Source organism: Klebsiella sp. LY (genome assembly GCF_004010915.1).
GTDB lineage: Bacteria > Pseudomonadota > Gammaproteobacteria > Enterobacterales > Enterobacteriaceae > Klebsiella > Klebsiella quasipneumoniae.
On record NZ_CP022444.1, the window covers coordinates 4597624 to 4614246 of the forward strand.

At 51.1% G+C, this 16623-nt stretch carries 20 protein-coding genes and 1 pseudogene; 13 read left to right on the forward strand and 8 right to left on the reverse strand.

Annotated elements, in window-relative coordinates; genetic code table 11:
- Positions 1 to 8 precede the first annotated feature (8 nt).
- The 4 genes and pseudogenes from CE636_RS25500 to CE636_RS25520 all read left to right on the forward strand — a co-directional run.
- A complete protein-coding gene (locus CE636_RS25500; RefSeq protein ID WP_017899004.1) occupies positions 9 to 1433 on the forward strand; it encodes a tail fiber domain-containing protein in 1425 nt (474 codons plus the stop codon).
- A 422-nt stretch (positions 1434 to 1855) separates the two neighbouring features.
- Positions 1856 to 2914, forward strand: a complete 1059-nt coding sequence (locus CE636_RS25505) for a diguanylate cyclase (protein ID WP_025999132.1) — start codon at positions 1856 to 1858, stop codon at positions 2912 to 2914.
- Between the two features lie 356 nt (positions 2915 to 3270).
- Complete coding sequence (locus tag CE636_RS25510; protein ID WP_017899006.1) at positions 3271 to 3963, forward strand: EAL domain-containing protein; 693 nt, start codon at positions 3271 to 3273, stop codon at positions 3961 to 3963.
- Positions 3964 to 4597: 634 nt separating this feature from the next.
- Positions 4598 to 4765, forward strand: a pseudogene (locus CE636_RS25520) (isocitrate/isopropylmalate family dehydrogenase); the annotation flags it as partial.
- Between the two features lie 272 nt (positions 4766 to 5037).
- Here CE636_RS25520 and CE636_RS25525 read toward each other — a convergent pair.
- The 4 genes from CE636_RS25525 to CE636_RS25540 form a co-directional block, all read right to left on the reverse strand.
- Positions 5038 to 5751 (reverse strand): ArsR/SmtB family transcription factor, encoded by a 714-nt coding sequence (locus CE636_RS25525; protein ID WP_017899008.1) that lies wholly within the window; start codon positions 5749 to 5751, stop codon positions 5038 to 5040.
- Positions 5748 to 6140, reverse strand: a complete 393-nt coding sequence (locus tag CE636_RS25530) for an amino acid-binding protein (protein ID WP_017899009.1) — start codon at positions 6138 to 6140, stop codon at positions 5748 to 5750. The genes CE636_RS25525 and CE636_RS25530 overlap by 4 nt, the downstream gene beginning before the upstream one ends.
- A complete protein-coding gene (locus CE636_RS25535) occupies positions 6133 to 6456 on the reverse strand; it encodes an antibiotic biosynthesis monooxygenase family protein (protein WP_004203706.1) in 324 nt (107 codons plus the stop codon). The genes CE636_RS25530 and CE636_RS25535 overlap by 8 nt, the downstream gene beginning before the upstream one ends.
- Before the next feature lie 136 nt (positions 6457 to 6592).
- Positions 6593 to 7066, reverse strand: a complete 474-nt coding sequence (locus tag CE636_RS25540) for an OsmC family protein (RefSeq protein ID WP_004203707.1) — start codon at positions 7064 to 7066, stop codon at positions 6593 to 6595.
- A 157-nt stretch (positions 7067 to 7223) separates the two neighbouring features.
- On the opposite strand from CE636_RS25540, the gene CE636_RS25545 reads away from it, so the two are divergent.
- On the forward strand, positions 7224 to 7865 hold the full coding sequence (locus tag CE636_RS25545) for a GntR family transcriptional regulator (RefSeq protein ID WP_004203708.1): 642 nt from the start codon (positions 7224 to 7226) through the stop codon (positions 7863 to 7865).
- A gap of 290 nt (positions 7866 to 8155) precedes the next feature.
- Entirely contained in the window at positions 8156 to 8701 is a 546-nt protein-coding gene (locus CE636_RS25550) for a cysteine hydrolase family protein (protein ID WP_004203709.1), read from the forward strand.
- Positions 8702 to 8755: 54 nt separating this feature from the next.
- On the opposite strand, the gene CE636_RS25555 is transcribed toward CE636_RS25550, so the two are convergent.
- Positions 8756 to 8983 carry a DUF1272 domain-containing protein gene (locus tag CE636_RS25555; protein ID WP_004203710.1) on the reverse strand — a complete coding sequence of 76 codons (228 nt, stop codon included), beginning with the start codon at positions 8981 to 8983 and terminating at the stop codon, positions 8756 to 8758.
- Between the two features lie 111 nt (positions 8984 to 9094).
- A complete protein-coding gene (locus CE636_RS25560; protein WP_094354852.1) occupies positions 9095 to 10288 on the reverse strand; it encodes a zinc-dependent alcohol dehydrogenase in 1194 nt (397 codons plus the stop codon).
- Positions 10289 to 10398: 110 nt separating this feature from the next.
- Between CE636_RS25560 and CE636_RS29040 the strand changes: the two genes are divergently transcribed.
- The 7 genes from CE636_RS29040 (at position 10399) to cydB (ending at position 15594) form a co-directional block, all read left to right on the forward strand.
- The gene (locus CE636_RS29040; protein WP_139988879.1) at positions 10399 to 10599 is read left to right on the forward strand and encodes a hypothetical protein; all 201 of its coding nucleotides are present in this window, start codon (positions 10399 to 10401) and stop codon (positions 10597 to 10599) included.
- Positions 10600 to 10918: 319 nt separating this feature from the next.
- Positions 10919 to 11104, forward strand: coding sequence for a general stress protein (locus CE636_RS25570; RefSeq protein ID WP_004150795.1), 186 nt, complete (start codon positions 10919 to 10921; stop codon positions 11102 to 11104).
- 90 nt (positions 11105 to 11194) lie between these two features.
- A complete protein-coding gene (locus CE636_RS25575; protein ID WP_008807707.1) occupies positions 11195 to 11689 on the forward strand; it encodes a ferritin-like domain-containing protein in 495 nt (164 codons plus the stop codon).
- Positions 11690 to 11715: 26 nt separating this feature from the next.
- Positions 11716 to 12222 (forward strand): ferritin-like domain-containing protein, encoded by a 507-nt coding sequence (locus CE636_RS25580; protein WP_004203713.1) that lies wholly within the window; start codon positions 11716 to 11718, stop codon positions 12220 to 12222.
- 16 nt (positions 12223 to 12238) lie between these two features.
- A complete protein-coding gene (locus CE636_RS25585) occupies positions 12239 to 13126 on the forward strand; it encodes a manganese catalase family protein (RefSeq protein ID WP_004140512.1) in 888 nt (295 codons plus the stop codon).
- Positions 13127 to 13180: 54 nt separating this feature from the next.
- Positions 13181 to 14587 (forward strand): cytochrome ubiquinol oxidase subunit I, encoded by a 1407-nt coding sequence (locus CE636_RS25590; RefSeq protein WP_004203714.1) that lies wholly within the window; start codon positions 13181 to 13183, stop codon positions 14585 to 14587.
- Complete coding sequence (gene cydB / locus CE636_RS25595; protein WP_017898656.1) at positions 14584 to 15594, forward strand: cytochrome d ubiquinol oxidase subunit II; 1011 nt, start codon at positions 14584 to 14586, stop codon at positions 15592 to 15594. The genes CE636_RS25590 and cydB overlap by 4 nt, the downstream gene beginning before the upstream one ends.
- On the opposite strand, the gene CE636_RS25600 is transcribed toward cydB, so the two are convergent.
- Together CE636_RS25600 and CE636_RS25605 are read right to left on the reverse strand one after the other, a co-directional pair.
- Entirely contained in the window at positions 15512 to 15991 is a 480-nt protein-coding gene (locus CE636_RS25600) for an FUSC family protein (RefSeq protein ID WP_117131731.1), read from the reverse strand. The genes cydB and CE636_RS25600 overlap by 83 nt on opposite strands.
- Positions 15951 to 16148 (reverse strand): hypothetical protein, encoded by a 198-nt coding sequence (locus CE636_RS25605; RefSeq protein WP_004203716.1) that lies wholly within the window; start codon positions 16146 to 16148, stop codon positions 15951 to 15953. The genes CE636_RS25600 and CE636_RS25605 overlap by 41 nt, the downstream gene beginning before the upstream one ends.
- Positions 16149 to 16623: the final 475 nt, after the last annotated feature.

The window sequence follows — 16623 nt, forward strand, 5'->3', positions numbered from 1 at the left end:
ACTTTATTATGGCGATGTATGAAGTCGGCAACGTCACGGGGGCAGCGTCGCAGGCACGGGTGACAGGTGCGACAACAAAATGGTCACAGGTAGCACTGGGGATACTCCCCGGGTCGATTCTGGTGGTCTACCGCAGCGGTAGTGCTGACCTGTATGCGATCAAATCCGTGGACAGTGACACTCAGCTGACGCTGACCCGGAATATCACCACCGCATTTTCCGGCGCCTCTTACGGCATTATTACCGCTGAAACCGCCAGCACCTCGTCGTTTGCTAACCAGCTGGCCAGCGCATTTGCATTCTGGCGTAGTGTGGTGGAGGGCTGGTCGATGGCCCTGACCGGCAGCGGCAATATCACCCTGACTGACCCGATCACAGGAAAGCAGGTGACCGTGCCGGCGATAGCCGGGATGGCGAAGGCATCGGATCTTAACGCGCTGGCAAAACTCACCGGAGGAAACAAACTCGACGGCTCGCAGGTTATAACCAGCGATAATGCCGGTTTTATTCTCGGTAAGAACTCAGATCTGGCTCTGCTCAAAAAACAGGGGCAAGGCGGGACAATTGCCGTTGGCTCGGGAACACCGTTCAGAGTTCAGCGTTCAAGAGCGACCACTGTGTCACCGTCAGATACCTTTGATGACATCTTCGTTATTGGGACCGATAACCAGACGACTTTGCCCGGTGGGTTATCAGCTGGCGGCAACATCGATAACACGTCAAAGGGGAAGGTTCTGACGCAGGCGATCGAGCTGTCAATGAGCACGCCTTACATTGACTTCCACTACAACGGCAGCAGTGCGGATTATACTGCTCGCCTTATCCACGACAGGCAGAACCGCCTGAACGCGCAGGTACAAAGTTTTTGGGTAACGGACGGGAGGATCACAGCATCATCGACCATGCCAGCCAACCCAGCCATCGGAACGCAACTGACCTCCAATCCGGTACGCTCATTGATGGCAGGGCGAGGAGCTTATGGTGACGTGGATGGCGCTTACGTCCAAATGTACATGGAGGAGCAGGTAGGCACCGAACACCGACTTGTTCTGTACGCTGACGGATTCGGGCGAACCGATGCATGGATTTTCCGGGCTGGCGGCACGATCTCCACCGGTAAGGGTGACGTCCTGACCACCGGCTCAGATGTCCGGCTGAAAGATGCGTTCATGGAGCCTCAAGAAGGGGCCTCCAGGCGCATTAACTCGCTGGGAGTATGCGAGTTCAATATGAAAGGCGAAACGCGCCGGAGGCGTGGCTTTATCGCCCAGCAGGCTGAAAAAGTTGACGACTTGTATACCTTCCTCGGCATCGAGCAGGAGATCGATGGTGAAAAATTCAGGGTGATGAATGTGGATTACACGGCAATCATTGCCGATTTGGTGACCGTGGTACAGGATTTGATTAGGCGAGTTGACGCACTAGAAAGTTGAGGAACATAAAAAATCCCCCGGAGGCACTTGCCGGGGGCAACTGAAACGACATTAATTGCTGTGTACATCACAAAACAATTTGCAGTAAACGATAAGTAAGTTCAAGTAAAGTTTTACTGGTCAGATGTTGTGTTATTTTTTAATAGCCTACCAAAATTAATAATGCAGTAGCTCTAAGCTCCACTGGAAATTCTTATTTAAGAATATAACCCTAAAGTATTGCTAAGTATCAGATATAAATCGTGTGGATGGATTCAAAGAAATGGATGCCAAATGTTATTATTGATACGTTTATCATTAATTGAAGTGCAATCTTGTAATTTTCACATCCGTGTTATAACTTTGTAATGCAGGGTGGTTTTATCTTGTTATTTAGTGGGTTAAAGTGATGGCGGCTCTTAGTGATTTATAATAGGCTTTCTATGTTAACAAATTTCCCGGATGAAAAATACATATCTGATAGAAATTCATCGTTCATTAAGCGAGTATATTTTTTACGTCAGATTGGTGTCGTTCTTTGCTTTCTTCCTATATATTCAGTCCTCCAGGAACAGTCACATCAAAAAATAACAACAGCCTTGTTAATTCTGAATGCACTCATCTGGCCATCGGTTGCTTATCTTGCAAGCATGATGTCGAAGGATATGCTGAGTACTGAAAAGAAGAATATGATACTTGATTCATTCTGGGCTGGAATCTGGATAGCCGTAATGCAAGTTAGTCCAATTCCATCATTATTCATAATCTCAGTTCAAATAGCTGATCGCTATGCTGCTGGTGGATGGAAAATTTTAAAACCAGCATTAATGTGGATGATGATTAGTTTCCTGACAGTTTGGTTAGTAAATGATTTCACATATACGATAGAATTCAGTACCCGAACGGTATTGCTTTCTTTACCCTTGGCGACCTGTTATCCCATATTACTGAGTATTGTTTCAAGGCACTTATCTATAAAGTTGAGGAAAAGAAGGGAGTTACTGGAAAAACAGGCTCTGATGGATCCTGGCTTAGATCTGCCAAATCGCCGTTTTTTTGAGCAGAAAATGGAAAGTGCTTATCGTGCGACACGTAAAAAGAGAACGCATTCTTATCTTATGCTCATTGATGTTGATAATTTTAAAAAAATTAATGATACCTATGGGCATGAAGTAGGTGATGCGGTGTTATCTCGTATATCATCAATATTACGAGACTGCGCTGGCGAGAAGGACGTACCAGCAAGATTTGGTGGCGATGAGTTGGCTATTATTGTTAACAATAGTAATAATAAGCTTGTTATAGCTATGGTTCATATAATTCAGAAAAAAATTAAAGATCTTTCATTACCTTCTCACAAAGATATTTACTGTACTGTCAGTATCGGTATTTCTTGCGCAGAAAATAAAGAATCAATCATCGAGTGGATCAAAGAGGCTGATGAAATGCTATATGAAGTTAAACGTAACGGGAAGAATGGATATTGCATGCCGAATAATTGAAGATGATATGATTTCTTTTCTCATGATTTTATGCTTATAAATTTTAAAGATAGTTTATGATCGGCATTACCAATACGGATAAATTTATTCGGAACCACAGACACCATCTCAACTAACGTTTGATACCTGCCACCAAATCAGTGTCACCACTTAACTGTATGATTTTATTATAATTAATGACGGGCTCGTGTTAATTTCTTTTCCCTTTTGAGTCATTTGATTTGAATAATCGATCAGTTTATGAAATGTGATAGGTTTTGCCTATTGTTCGATAGTTATCGATCATTTTAAACTATTTCTCTTTCATTATTAATTATGACACGATTAGGATTATTCTTAGTTCCGGTGTTTTTTTAATGATAAAGAACAGTATGGAAATAGATTCCTGTAGATTTGTTTTAGAACCATCTTTTAAAAAAGATGGTTCTATTCATTCTTGGGAAATTCTCACGAAAAATGTTAAAAAAAATTATTGCAATGATTACCTTGCTAATGAAGTTGGTTTTTGTTTCGCTTCATTAAGCGATAAAGAAAAAATCGATGTGTTTAAGAAACAGATATTGACAATTGAAAGGCTTGACACATCAAAATTGAAGTTCAAGCCAGTTTCGTTGAATGTTGATAGTCTTATTAGCGATTGTATTTTGAACGATAAATATATTGGTGATTACTTAAAAAACCAAAAAAACATTGCTTTTGAGATTAACGAGCATTTTCATGAATTCAATACTAAATGCTCTATGGTTGACTTAAAGTGTCTTTCAAAATTGTGTCCAGTATGGCTGGATGATTTTGGGAGCGGCTTAACAAGCTTAACAATTATAGATATGTTTAATTTTGAATGTATAAAAATTGATAAAGATTATTTCTGGGAAATACAGAGTGAGAGCGAATTCTTTAACGTAATAAATAAAGTAAAATCATACTGCAATTTCGTGATTGTTGAGGGAGTTGAGACAATAGAACAAAAAAATAAAGTACATTCTGTTGTTGATTGCGCTTGCCAGGGAAGGTTGTGGATGAGTGATTACTATTATATTGAGATTTAAAATAAATGACAACAAAAGATGATAAATGTCCATTTTGTGGTGCAAATTTAATTAATGAGGACCGCTGCCACAGTTGCCATGCCTTTAAGATTAAAGGTTATGTATCAAGAGACGCACGCAAGACAATTAATTTGATATCTATCTGCACATCTTTACTGGTAGCATTCTTTGGGATCTTGGTTATGTTTCTGGTATCTTTCGGTATCGGGACGTATATTGCTATCATTGCGTTTTCGCTTATTTTATATTTCATTATGAAAAGGATTCTGTATATAAAAGAAGAAAAAAAAGGGAAGATGGTATGGAAAAGAGCAATCATTACATGGTAGGTAGTAATTAAATACTATAATGGTGCTGCTGGTTCCAATGCAAGCCTCGGATTTCGAGGCTTTTTTATTTTCTTTTCAAATGATGAGTTATAACACCGGAAATATTTAACCCGACTCACAGGGAGTGAGTATTATTGGCTAATAATTCACTATCCAGATGAGCTGAAAGACTCAAAGCTGGTTATCAAAACTAAAAATATACTAATGAATTTCAATAGGTTAGAGATTAGACTAAAAACATTGACCACGCATCAAAAACACCTATTTTCCTTTTTTAATCAATAAGTAATGATGTTATTAGTTAACTACTGCTGCGCCACATGCAGTGGTTCGAAGCCGCAGACCTGATCGTTAAAGGCATGGAAGGCGCTATCGCCGCCAAGACCGTGACCTATGACTTCGAACGTCTGATGGAAGGCGCTAAACTGCTGAAATGTTCAGAGTTTGGCGACGCGATTATCGCGAACATGTAATCCCGTTAGTGGATTAAGTTAAAGCGGGAGCCGATGGGCTCCCGTTTTTTTATCGCATTCAGGCCGTTATTTTGCCGGACACTCGCTGCGCGGTACCATGGTCGATTTCCCGCAACACAATGTCCATCAAAGCCATGCGCTTACAACAGGGCTAGCTCAGTTTACCGCGAGATCGCAAGTGGGTATGGATTGAACGCCAGGGGTCTTACTGATGGCCCGACCGGCTTAAACCGGTGCCGTTCGGCGAAAATGTGATGTAGCCTAAACTCAGGCTATCCACCCACCTTCAGATTAAACAGCCGGGACAGCGCCGCTCTGCCGCTATCCGTCACTTGCACTTCCCGATATCCCGGCGCGCGGGTTATCCATCCTTTCTGCTCAAACAGCGCCATCACCGCCGAACCGGCGTCGCCTCCCAGATGAAAACGTCTTTCGCTCCAGTCAAGACAGGGGCAACAAGGCTTACGTCGCGGGCGAGCGTTAAGTACCGCGCCCAGGCTTTCAAGCTGGGTTTTACCGGCTGACGTCAGGGCCAGGCCATCGGCCGTCAGCCATTTTTCCCGCAGCATAAACTCATAAATCTTCACCGCCAGCTCGCCCGCCAGATGGTCGTAGCAGGTGCGAGCGTAGCGAAGTGTCACCGGCGTGCTGGTGGCCAGCGCCTTATGCGACTGCATTGAGACGCCCATCAGGTTTTCCAGCAGCCCGGCGATATGCGCGCCTGCCAGGCGGTAATAGCGGTGGCGCCCCTGCGCGAGACACACCACCAGCCCGTTGCTGAGCAGCCGGGCAAGATGTCCGCTGGTGGTGGAGGCGGAGACCTCGGCGACCGTGCTGAGCTCGGTCGCCGTCCATGCGCGCCCGTCCATCAGCGCGCAGAGAATACTGACCCTTGACGGGTCAGAGAGGGCAGAGGCCACCATCGCCATCGCGGTTTCCAGTGCCGCCTCTGGCTCACTGTCTTGCTGCGTTTTCAGGAGATTCATTCAGAAAGTATGGCCCATTTTTTGGTCACTTCCGCTGCCCGGGTGTCATCATCGGTAAGAAGAATGAGCCGGTTACGGTGGTCGCTGTACTGTACCAGAATATTAATACCGTTGCGGGCAAGGGTGTCGGCAATGTCTCCCAGTTCCCCGGGGCGTTCCTGGGGTAACTTACGTATCAGAGGACGGCATACATCGCTGACCGTAAAGCCGGCCTCGGTCAGCACCCTGCGGGCTGTCTCACCGTCCTCCACCAGAAAATGCGCATGTCCGGCATCAGGCGTGGTGAATACCCCACCACCTTCGAGGCCCACACCGTTGTTGCCCAGCGCTATACCCATTGCGCCAAGCGAGCCCGGCGTGTTGCTGAGAATGACGTGAATATCATACATCTGGCTGTGCTCCCCGATCCGATGAGTAATCCCGGAACACGCGGGCAACGCGTATTCTGTAATATGAAAAAATCGATGCTTTGCCTTCGCGCTGGGCAGCCAGATGCCGCTCATTTTGCTGCCAGTTGGCCACCGATGCTTCATCTTCCCACCAGGATAGCGAAAGGATTTTGCCGGGTGAATTCAGGCTCTGAAAACGCTCGATGGCGATAAACCCCGGCGTGTCTGAAAGCAAAGGCGTCAGCCCGGCCGCCAGCTGAAGATATCTTTCCTGTGCTTCCGGTAAGGCGTCGGCCTCAAAAAGTACCGCAATCATAAGTCTGCTCCGTGGTGAATTTCCCTGCAGTCTAATGACGGCCAGAGCAGGATGCTTCGGCGTGCAGCGAAGTGTGGCTGAGGTTGGATACCCCAGCCACATTTCCTGAGCGCCGGATGACCGCGCCAGAAACGAGTTACTCTGCGTTAAAGATAATAAATTCAGGCTGGTAGCTGACCGGGAAATTGACCGAGCGGGCGATAAAACAGACGTGATGGATCTGCTGATGAAGGGCCGCGGCGGCGTCGAGATCGGTACCTGGTAATACGGTGATTTTCGGCCGGAGGGTAGCAGAAATAAAGCGACCCGCGCCCCCTTTTAATACTTCGCCCGTTGCCACCGGCGAGTCCTGATATTCCATGACCGTAATGCCGGCATCTGAGGCCAGATGTAAGTACCACAGCATGTGACAGGCAGAGAGAGAAGAGAGCAGGAGATCTTCCGGGTTCATTTTGCCGGGATCGCCGCCCAGTAATGGATCATTTGAACAATGAATGGGTTCTTTTCCCTTTACCGCGATATCCCAGGTTCGGGCATAAGCCTTGTAACCCGAGGTACCCGTGCCCTGATTGCCGGTCCATGTGATATGACTGGTATAAGCGTGTTCCATTGGTTTGCCTTTCTCTATAGAGGGATGAATTTCTTCACTGCGGTATCGTCCAGGTGCATTGCCTGAACGAAGCTGCAGGTAGAATCGCAAGGTTGTCATGACGTTGGCTAGAATGGCATAATGGTATACCATTTATGAATGATGTAAAGAGAGCCAAATGAACGCTGCTACCCGTTCGACCGCCGACATCCTTGCCAGTGAGTTAAAAATCTTAATCAACAAGGGGGCATTGCGAGATGGCGACCGGCTTGTAGAGCGCGACCTGGCCTGCCAGTTTTCTGTCAGCCGTATCCCAATGAGAGAAGCGATACAGCAGCTTGAGCGCGAAGGTCTGGTTGAGATTTTCAGAAATCGTGGCGCGGTGGTGAAAACGCTGACGGCCGCAGATGTCGATGAAATTTATCAGCTGCGGGCACTCCTGGAAGGTGAAGCCATTTTTCATAGCCTGGAGAATATGGACCCGGAAACGCTTGCCCGGGCAGAGCTGGTGCATCAGCTGCTGAGTAGCGCTTCTGAACCCGAGCTGCAGGGGAGGTATAACCGGGAGTTTCATGAACTGCTGTATCGGAAGTGTAACAATCAGCGCCTGTTGAAGATGATCGGTGAATTGCGCGAGCAGATTGAAAGATATGAGCTTTTTCAGAACAGACTGCTGTCGGATACGCTGAAATTCCAGGATGAGCATCAGCAGATCCTGATGGCCTGCCAGCAAAATAATCCACAGGAGGCTCGGGCATATACTGTGAAACATATTCTTTCAGCAGGTGAAATCCTTCGCGCCTATATTGTAAGCCGTTAATGGTTGCGTAAAGCGGCTGCGTTGTTCACGCATAAATTGCCATCCGTCTCAGCTCAATGCTATAAGAAAAGAGCCGTTTTAATGGCGCTTATGTTTTATCTGTAAGGAATAAGTGAAGGTCAGATAATGATTACGTCAGTGCAGCCAACCACCACCGTCACCACCACGACCGTAACCTGCGGTGGTGTGGGCGTATCTGTGACCGGCTCCTGACAAACAGATCCTCACTCCCCGCCAATGTGGACGGGGAGAGACCTCTCCGTTCGTGACAGACTGAATGGAGACCCATCATGATTTCATCTGAGGATGCCCTGTTAATTATCGATATGCAGCAGGGGCTTTTCCGTGGCCCGGTTTCCCCGTATCAGGCCGATGCGCTTCTGGCGAACGTTTGCCTGCTGATTGAAAAAGCGAGACAGGCTGAGGTGCCCGTCTTCTTTGCCCGCCATACCGGAGCTGACGACTCTCCGTTCTCCGCGCAAAGTCCATTAACTCAACTGCTGCCTGAGATGGGTGTTAACGGCGAGCGGGATATCGTCTTTATTAAAAAGTACCCTTCCTGTTTCCAGCAAACTGACCTTGCGCATCAGCTCGCTCAGGCCGGCGTAAAACAGCTGGTTATTGCCGGGATGAAAACCGAATTCTGCGTGGACACGACCTGCCGAGCGGCATCGGCGCTGGGATTACGGACGGTGCTGATCTCAGATGCGCACTCAACCATGGATAACGAACGTTTATCAGCGCCTGACATCATTGGCCATCACATTGTCACCCTTGCCGGGCCATTTGTGACGCTGTCGACCGCCGCAGAGTGGCGCTTTTCGGCAGCGAAATAAGGATGAAGAAAGGGAGCCCGAGGGCTCCTTTTCGCTACGCCTGCTCATCCGGTTTTACTGCCCATGGCGGCGCAGGGTGGAGGCGGGGTGGCGCCGGAGCGCCTCTTCGGGACGCACCGGACGCCGCACTAGTTCGCCGCCGCAGTTCGGGCAATGGCCGTTAAGCCGCGCCGTCATGCAGTCCTGGCAAAAGGTGCACTCGAACGAACAGATAAACGCTTCGCGTGAGTCTGGCGGCAGATCTTTATCACAGCATTCGCAATTCGGGCGTAACTCGAGCATTTCCTTCCCCTGTGGTTAACGGCTGTATCAGCGACGGCCGGCCAGCGCATGCTGTTTTTATAGCACGGCGCAGACTGGCCTCCGAGGGATTTCGCTGCGTTAATCTCCGCCTCAAAGCGTTGCCTTTCCGGGCTGCATCCCCGGCACGAGGATCACTTTGCGGCATGCCTCTTCACGTTTCTCAAAGATCTGATAGCCGCGCGCGGCCTCCTCCAGAGGCATATGGTGAGTGACAATCTCCTCCGGGGTGAGCAACCCTTGCTCAATAAGCGCCAGTAGATCCGGCAACCAGGCATGGACGTGGGTTTGCCCCATTCTGAAAGTCAGCCCCTTATCAAAGGCATCGCCAAACATAAATCCGTGAATGAAACCGGCGTAAACCCCGGGCACGCTGACGATGCCGCCGCGGCGCACGGCGGCGATGCACTGGCGCAGCGCTTTCCCGCTGCTGCCCTCGATTTTCAGGGTGCTGAGGACGGTTTCCGTGAGGCTGCCTTTCGCCTCGAAGCCGACGGCGTCAATCACCGCATCGACGCCGCGATGGTCGGCGGTGTTGTCGATAATGCACTGCGCCGGATCGTCATGGTGGTCGAAGTTTATCGGGATCGCGCCATAGCGCTGCTGCGCGAAGTCGAGTCGGTAATCGTTATGATCGATGATAAATATCTGCTCTGCACCATTGAGCCTGGCGCAGGAGGCGCACAGCAGGCCAACCGGGCCGGCGCCAAAAATAGCCACGCTGCTGCCGGGTTTGACCTCGGCGTTTTTTACCGCCTGCCAGGCGGTAGGCAGAATATCTGACAGAAACAGCACCTTTTCATCGGGTAAGGTGTCCGGCACTTTAAACGGTCCGGTATTGGCTTTGGGAACGCGCACATATTCCGCCTGGCCGCCGGGGATCCCGCCGTACAAATCGCTGTAGCCGAACAGGGCCGCCGGTGGCGAAATGCCTTTTCGGTTGAGCGTCGCCCCCTGGCCGCTATTGGTGCTTTCGCAGGCGGCATATTGCTGCAGGCGACAAAAGAAGCAGTCTCCGCAGGCGATGACAAACGGGATAACCACCCGATCGCCTTTACGAACCGCGGTGACCTTGGAACCGGCTTCCACCACTTCCCCCATAAATTCATGGCCGAAAATATCACCATGGTGCGTGCCGGGGATCTTACCGCGGTAAAGGTGCAGATCGGAACCGCAGATCGCCGTCGCCGTGACGCGCAGAATAATATCGTCCGGCGCCTCAAGGGCCGGGTCGGGCATGGTGTCGACGCTGACATGATGGGGGCCATGATAAGTGAGTGCTTTCATAAAGTCTTCTCCTGGAGAGAATGGCTGATAGCAGCAGGCGAAAAGGCATTGTGACCTAACGTTATTGCCGCCGATAAACCACAGTAAAAATAAAGCGTAGAGTACTTATAATGGAACTGCGTGATATTCCACTCAGTGAATGTATTCCACGCTTCGCTTATTTAGCGGCTGGTTTGTTGAGGTTATTTGAGGTTATTTGCCTATTCCCCTTATGTATGCCAGGCTTAATCGGGCATGATATTCGCTCCGTTTTATTTTCCAGCCGCTTCCCCAGCGGCTTTTTTTTGGCCTTAAAAAAAGAAAAAATCTGAATTTCAACCAGACTAAGGGCAGTACTGCCGCTTCGTTATATAACCCAACAGGAGTACTCCGCCAGTATAAATAATTCTTTGCCACAGTGGTGCTCTGTGTGCATTATTTCCCTGAACACAGTAAGTTAGCGGTAATGTACCGTCTGGTTATTTTTGATGTGTTTTGTAGAATTATTCCGAATTACTCCTAAAAGGCATCAAAAACACGGGATAATAATTTGACTAACCAGCATTACCCGCTAGATTTAAATATCGAACGACGAGTGATACGGAATATTTTCGTATCGTACTGACATAACCGATATACATGAGGTGAAATATGGCAGAGCATCGTGGTGGTTCCGGAAATTTTGCTGAAGACCGTGAAAAAGCTTCTGAAGCAGGTCGTAAAGGTGGTCAGCACAGCGGCGGGAACTTTAAAAATGATCCGCAGCGTGCGTCTGAAGCGGGTAAAAAAGGCGGACAAAACAGCCACGGTGGTGGCCGCAAGTCCGATAATTCCTGATTATCCTTTTCCTTGCACCCTGAAGTGAAAGTATCTCCTGCGAGTCTGTCACAGACTCGCAGTTATTTTCTGACTCCAGAAGGTATTTCTATGAATATGAAAAGCATTGAAGATGTATTTATTCACCTGCTCTCAGATACCTACAGCGCAGAGAAACAATTAACCCGCGGGCTGGCAAAACTGGCCAGAGCGGCGTCCAGTGAAAAACTCAGCGCGGCGTTCAATGCTCATCTTGAAGAAACCCAGGGCCAGATTGAACGTATCGACCAGATTATTGAGCAGGAATCTGGTCTGAAAATCAAACGCATGAAATGCGTGGCCATGGAAGGATTGATCGAAGAGGCCAATGAAGTCGTTGAGAGCACGGAAAAAAATGAGGTACGCGATGCCGCGTTAATTGCCGCTGCGCAAAAGGTCGAGCATTACGAAATTGCCAGTTACGGTACCCTGGTTACCCTGGCGGAACAGTTGGGTTATAAAAAAGCGGTCAAATTGCTGGCCGAAACCCTGGAAGAAGAAAAGCAAACCGATGTTAAATTAACCGACCTGGCGGTAGGTAATATTAATAAAAAAGCGGAAAAATAAACGCTCCCTGACACGAGGAAATCACGATGAATCACATTGAACATTATCATGACTGGCTACGAGATGCGCATGCCATGGAAAAACAGGCAGAATCCATGCTGGAATCAATGGCTGGCCGTATCGATAATTATCCGGATCTCCGTGCCAGAATCGAGCAGCATATTAATGAGACCAAACGGCAAATTACCGTGCTGGAAGAGATCCTCGACCGCAACGACATTTCGCGCTCGGTGATTAAAGATTCGATGAGTAAAATGGCGGCTCTTGGCCAGTCCATTGGCGGAATGTTTCCTTCCGATGAAATCGTCAAAGGCTCGATCAGCGGGTACGTTTTCGAGCAGTTTGAGATCGCCTGCTATACCTCTCTGCTGGCGGCCGCTGAAAAAGCGGGCGATACCGCCTCCATCCCAGCCATTGAGGCCATCCTGGCGGAAGAGCGGGAAATGGCCGACTGGCTGATCAAACATATTCCTCAGACCACGGAGCAGTTTCTCCTGCGTTCAGATGCTGACGGCGTAGAAGCGAAAAAATAACCCAGGAGGCAGGCCTATGTTTCGTCATGTGAAACAACTGCAGTATACCGTGCGCGTTGCTGAACCCAACCCGGGGCTCGCGAATTTACTGCTTGAACAGTTTGGCGGCCCTCAGGGCGAGCTGGCCGCCGCGTGTCGTTATTTCACTCAGGGATTAAGCGATGACGATCCCGGCCGTAAAGACATGCTGATGGATATCGCGACAGAGGAGCTAAGCCATCTGGAGATCATTGGCACCCTGGTCGGCATGCTAAATAAAGGCGCCAAAGGGGCGCTGGCGGAGGGCACCGAGAGCGAGGCGGAACTCTATCGTTCGCTCACCGCCAACGGCAACGACAGCCATATTACGTCGCTGCTCTACGGCGGCGGTACTCCGCTGACCAACTCGGCGGGCGTGCCGTGGACAGCGGCCTACATTGATACTATCGGCGAACCCACCGCAGACCTGCGATCGAACGTCGCGGCGGAGGCGAGGGCGAAGATCGTCTATGAACGGCTGATCAACGTGACCGACGATCCCGGCGTGAAGGACGCGCTGGCGTTCCTGATGACTCGCGAAGCGGCGCATCAGCTCTCTTTTGAGAAAGCGCTGCAGTCGATTCGTAATAACTATCCACCGGGCAAACTGCCGCCCATTAGCGAGTACGCGAACACCTACTACAATATGTCTGAGGGTGGAGAAGTACGCGGCAGCTGGAACAGTGACAAACACTTCGATTATGTCAAGGATCCGCAGCCGGCCGTGGATGGCGGAGATGGCAGCGCCTCTGTCGGCCTGACGCCGGAGCAGGAAGCGCTGTGCAAAGCGATGCTGAAGCGAACACAGTCTGACCCGCAGGGTGATCCTTTGACCGGCGCCGAACTCGGCGCCGGTAAGCAAAACACGTCATCATCGGCTAAGTGATGTTCGCATAAGCCCCGGCTGCGGCCGGGGCGTTTCACAATGATGGTGCGGATTATGTTTGAATTTGACGCGTTTCATCTGGCCCGACTGCAATTTGCCTTTACCGTTTCCTTCCATATTCTGTTTCCGGCCATCACCATCGGCCTTGCCAGCTACCTTGTGGTGCTGGAGGGGATGTGGCTGAGAACCCGGGATAACGTCTGGCGCTCGCTCTACAACTTCTGGCTGAAAATTTTCGCCGTCAATTTTGGTATGGGCGTGGTTTCCGGATTAGTCATGTCCTATCAGTTCGGCACCAACTGGAGCGGATTCTCTCAATTTGCCGGCAGTATTACCGGCCCGCTGCTGCTGTATGAAGTGCTGACAGCCTTCTTCCTCGAAGCGGGATTCCTCGGCGTGATGCTGTTCGGCTGGAGCAAGGTGCCGCCAGCGCTGCATTTTTTTACCACCTGCATGGTAGCCCTTGGCACCCTGGTCTCCACCTTCTGGATCCTCGCCTCCAATAGCTGGATGCAGACGCCGCAGGGTTTTACCCTCGAAAATGGCCACCTCATCCCGCAGGACTGGCTGGCGATTATCTTTAATCCCTCGTTCCCGTATCGCTTATTCCATATGGCGATCGCCGCGTTTCTCAGTAGCGCCATGTTCGTCGGGGCCTCCGCCGCCTGGCATCTGCTGCGCGGCAATGACTCGCCGGCCATCCGCAAAATGCTGTCGATGGCGATGTGGATGGCGCTGCTGGTGGCGCCGATCCAGGCGGTGGTGGGTGATATGCACGGTCTTAATACCCTCGAACATCAGCCGGCGAAGATTGCGGCGATTGAGGGGCACTGGGAAAACCGGCCCGGCGAGGCCACCCCGTTGCTGCTGTTTGGTCTGCCGGATATGGAGCAGGAGCGCACCCGCTATGGCCTGGAGATCCCGGCGCTCGGCAGCCTGATCCTCACCCATAGCCTGCATAAGCAGGTGCCGGCCCTGAAAGATTTCCCGAAAGAGGACCGGCCCTATTCGCCCGCCGTGTTCTGGTCGTTTCGCATTATGGTTGGGATGGGGGTGTTGATGATCGCCTTAGGGATCTGCAGCGCCTGGCTTCGCTATCGGCGGCGGCTGTACCATTCGCGTCCCTTCCAGTGGTTTGCGCTCTGTATGGGGCCCGCCGGTCTGATTGCGCTGGTCGCCGGGTGGGTGACCACCGAGATGGGCCGTCAGCCGTGGGTGATCTACGGTTTGCTGCGCACCCGGGACGCGGTGTCGTTGCACAGCACGCTGCAGATGGCCATCAGCCTGCTGGTGTTTATCGTGGTCTACTGCGCGGTGTTTGGCGTGGGGTATTACTATATCTTCCGGCTTATCAAAAAAGGGCCGCAGCCGGTGACGGAGCTGACCTCGCAAACCGCAGGCACCCCGGCGCGTCCGCTCTCGGCGGCAGAGCCGGTGCGGGATGAGGAGAACGCATCATGAGCATCGATATCTCGGTGATTTGGTTTGTCATCATTGTCTTCGCCACGTTGATGTATATCGTGATGGATGGTTTCGATTTAGGCATCGGAATGCTGTTCAGCGTGGTGCATGACGCCGAAGAGCGCGACGTGATGGTTAACAGCGTGGCGCCCGTCTGGGATGGTAACGAAACCTGGCTGGTGCTCGGCGGGGCAGGGCTGTTCGGCGCCTTTCCGTTGGCTTACGCGGTGATCACCGATGCGCTGGTTATCCCGCTGACGGCGATGCTCATCGGCCTGATTTTCCGCGGCGTGGCGTTTGAGTTTCGCTTTAAAGCGGTTCCCTCGCATCGCACCTTCTGGGACTATGCCTTCGCCGGCGGCTCGCTGCTGGCGACCTTCAGCCAGGGGATTGTCGTCGGCGCGTTTATCAACGGCTTTGCGGTGGCTGACCGCCGCTTCGCCGGCTCGACGCTGGACTGGCTTACCCCCTTCAATCTGTTCTGCGGCCTGGGGTTGGTAGTAGCCTATCTGCTGTTGGGCACCACGTGGCTGATCATGAAAAGCGAAGGCGCGTTGCAGCAACGGATGCGCGAACTGACCCGCAAGGCGCTGCTGGCGCTGATGGTGGTGATCGCGGTGGTCAGCGTCTGGACGCCGTTGGGCTGGCGCTATGTGGCGGAACGCTGGTTTACGCTGCCCAATTTCTTCTGGTTTGTGCCGGTGCCGATCCTGGTGCTGACCCTGAGCCTGTGGATCTGGCGCCTGAGCGCGCGCCCCGCCAGCCACGCTCGTCCCTTTATCCTGACGCTGGGCCTGATATTCCTCGGCTTCAGCGGGCTGGGGATCAGCGTCTGGCCGAACATTATTCCGCCGCACATCTCCCTGTGGGATGCCGCCGCGCCGCCCTCCAGTCAGGTATTTATGCTGCCGGGGGCGCTGCTGATCATCCCGGTGATCCTGATGTATACCGCCTGGAGCTATTACGTCTTTCGCGGCAAAGTGTCCGGCAGCGAAGGTTATCACTGAGCGAGATACGCGCCGGCGGCCCGGGAATGAACCAGATAGTCGCGGGCAGACCGGCCCCGTTCCCTTCTTGCTTGGGCAGGGTGTCAATATGGGGGCGCACCGGCAGCCCGAAGCCGTCGGTCAGGTCGGCGCTTAAGATACCGATCGTTATCTTCTCCACCCGGATCACCGCAGGGTCAAAAAGGGTTCCGGGCCTGGAGACGGCGGCAAAGCCCAACAGGCGCAAGGTGTCACCCGCCAACAGGAAAGCGTACCCACGCGATGGGCGTTCAATCAGGGGCAGGCTGTGACTCCCTGCGAGCCACAGAGCCCGCATGATGCTGGCCTGACGCCCGCCGGGGAAGGCGGGCAGAGGCTTACGCTTTTGGCGACTTGATCTTAATAATAAATCGCTCATTCACCCGGGTGATCCTCGCGCCAATGTCGCCAAACTCGGTGGCGATTTTAAAAAAATCGTCTGCGGCGACGTCAAAATCGAGTTCGATTTTCTGATGTTGTCCTGTCGCCAGTAACTCATAGAAATGGTCAAGGCTGCGGGCTTTTTCGCTGGGCATCGTATTTCTCCATGGTCAACCAATCAGCAGGGCGTTTATGACTTATAGCGCATTCCGGATTATTCAGCAGAATGGTAATGGCGCCTGATATAAGATTATGCAATGACAGTAAGAGTGAGGTAGGGCGATATTATTCCGTGTTGTTAAACCGTGCGGTCGCGCGTTTGCCGGCGATACCATGACGGCAGGAACCATCCTGCGGTGTCGGCTGATGATAGACATTGTTTGATGACAATTTGATGTCAGTAAAATGAACCTGCAAGGGCTCGGGATTTCATATCGCTAAATAATTTTTAATCTGTGGCTGTTAAGGTAGTTCTTAACTACCTTATGGTGATGGGGCTTTATTTTTATGGCCAACGGCGAGGGAACAACGATGCAATTACTTGATTTATTCGCAGGCTTATTGTGGTTAAGCAGCGTTATTTTCCTGCTGTTTGTTCTTGATGTGGTCATCACCCGTTATCTTTATCGT

Bases quoted from the DNA above. Each gene is read 5' to 3' on its own strand.
- CE636_RS25500 (WP_017899004.1), top strand. From the start codon at position 9: ATGGCGATGTATGAAGTCGGCAACGTCACGGGGGCAGCGTCGCAGGCA.
- CE636_RS25505 (WP_025999132.1), top strand. From the start codon at position 1,856: ATGTTAACAAATTTCCCGGATGAAAAATACATATCTGATAGAAATTCA.
- CE636_RS25510 (WP_017899006.1), top strand. From the start codon at position 3,271: ATGATAAAGAACAGTATGGAAATAGATTCCTGTAGATTTGTTTTAGAA.
- CE636_RS25525 (WP_017899008.1), bottom strand. From the start codon at position 5,751: ATGAATCTCCTGAAAACGCAGCAAGACAGTGAGCCAGAGGCGGCACTG.
- CE636_RS25530 (WP_017899009.1), bottom strand. From the start codon at position 6,140: ATGTATGATATTCACGTCATTCTCAGCAACACGCCGGGCTCGCTTGGC.
- CE636_RS25535 (WP_004203706.1), bottom strand. From the start codon at position 6,456: ATGATTGCGGTACTTTTTGAGGCCGACGCCTTACCGGAAGCACAGGAA.
- CE636_RS25540 (WP_004203707.1), bottom strand. From the start codon at position 7,066: ATGGAACACGCTTATACCAGTCATATCACATGGACCGGCAATCAGGGC.
- CE636_RS25545 (WP_004203708.1), top strand. From the start codon at position 7,224: ATGAACGCTGCTACCCGTTCGACCGCCGACATCCTTGCCAGTGAGTTA.
- CE636_RS25550 (WP_004203709.1), top strand. From the start codon at position 8,156: ATGATTTCATCTGAGGATGCCCTGTTAATTATCGATATGCAGCAGGGG.
- CE636_RS25555 (WP_004203710.1), bottom strand. From the start codon at position 8,983: ATGCTCGAGTTACGCCCGAATTGCGAATGCTGTGATAAAGATCTGCCG.
- CE636_RS25560 (WP_094354852.1), bottom strand. From the start codon at position 10,288: ATGAAAGCACTCACTTATCATGGCCCCCATCATGTCAGCGTCGACACC.
- CE636_RS29040 (WP_139988879.1), top strand. From the start codon at position 10,399: ATGGAACTGCGTGATATTCCACTCAGTGAATGTATTCCACGCTTCGCT.
- CE636_RS25570 (WP_004150795.1), top strand. From the start codon at position 10,919: ATGGCAGAGCATCGTGGTGGTTCCGGAAATTTTGCTGAAGACCGTGAA.
- CE636_RS25575 (WP_008807707.1), top strand. From the start codon at position 11,195: ATGAATATGAAAAGCATTGAAGATGTATTTATTCACCTGCTCTCAGAT.
- CE636_RS25580 (WP_004203713.1), top strand. From the start codon at position 11,716: ATGAATCACATTGAACATTATCATGACTGGCTACGAGATGCGCATGCC.
- CE636_RS25585 (WP_004140512.1), top strand. From the start codon at position 12,239: ATGTTTCGTCATGTGAAACAACTGCAGTATACCGTGCGCGTTGCTGAA.
- CE636_RS25590 (WP_004203714.1), top strand. From the start codon at position 13,181: ATGTTTGAATTTGACGCGTTTCATCTGGCCCGACTGCAATTTGCCTTT.
- cydB (WP_017898656.1), top strand. From the start codon at position 14,584: ATGAGCATCGATATCTCGGTGATTTGGTTTGTCATCATTGTCTTCGCC.
- CE636_RS25600 (WP_117131731.1), bottom strand. From the start codon at position 15,991: ATGAGCGATTTATTATTAAGATCAAGTCGCCAAAAGCGTAAGCCTCTG.
- CE636_RS25605 (WP_004203716.1), bottom strand. From the start codon at position 16,148: ATGCCCAGCGAAAAAGCCCGCAGCCTTGACCATTTCTATGAGTTACTG.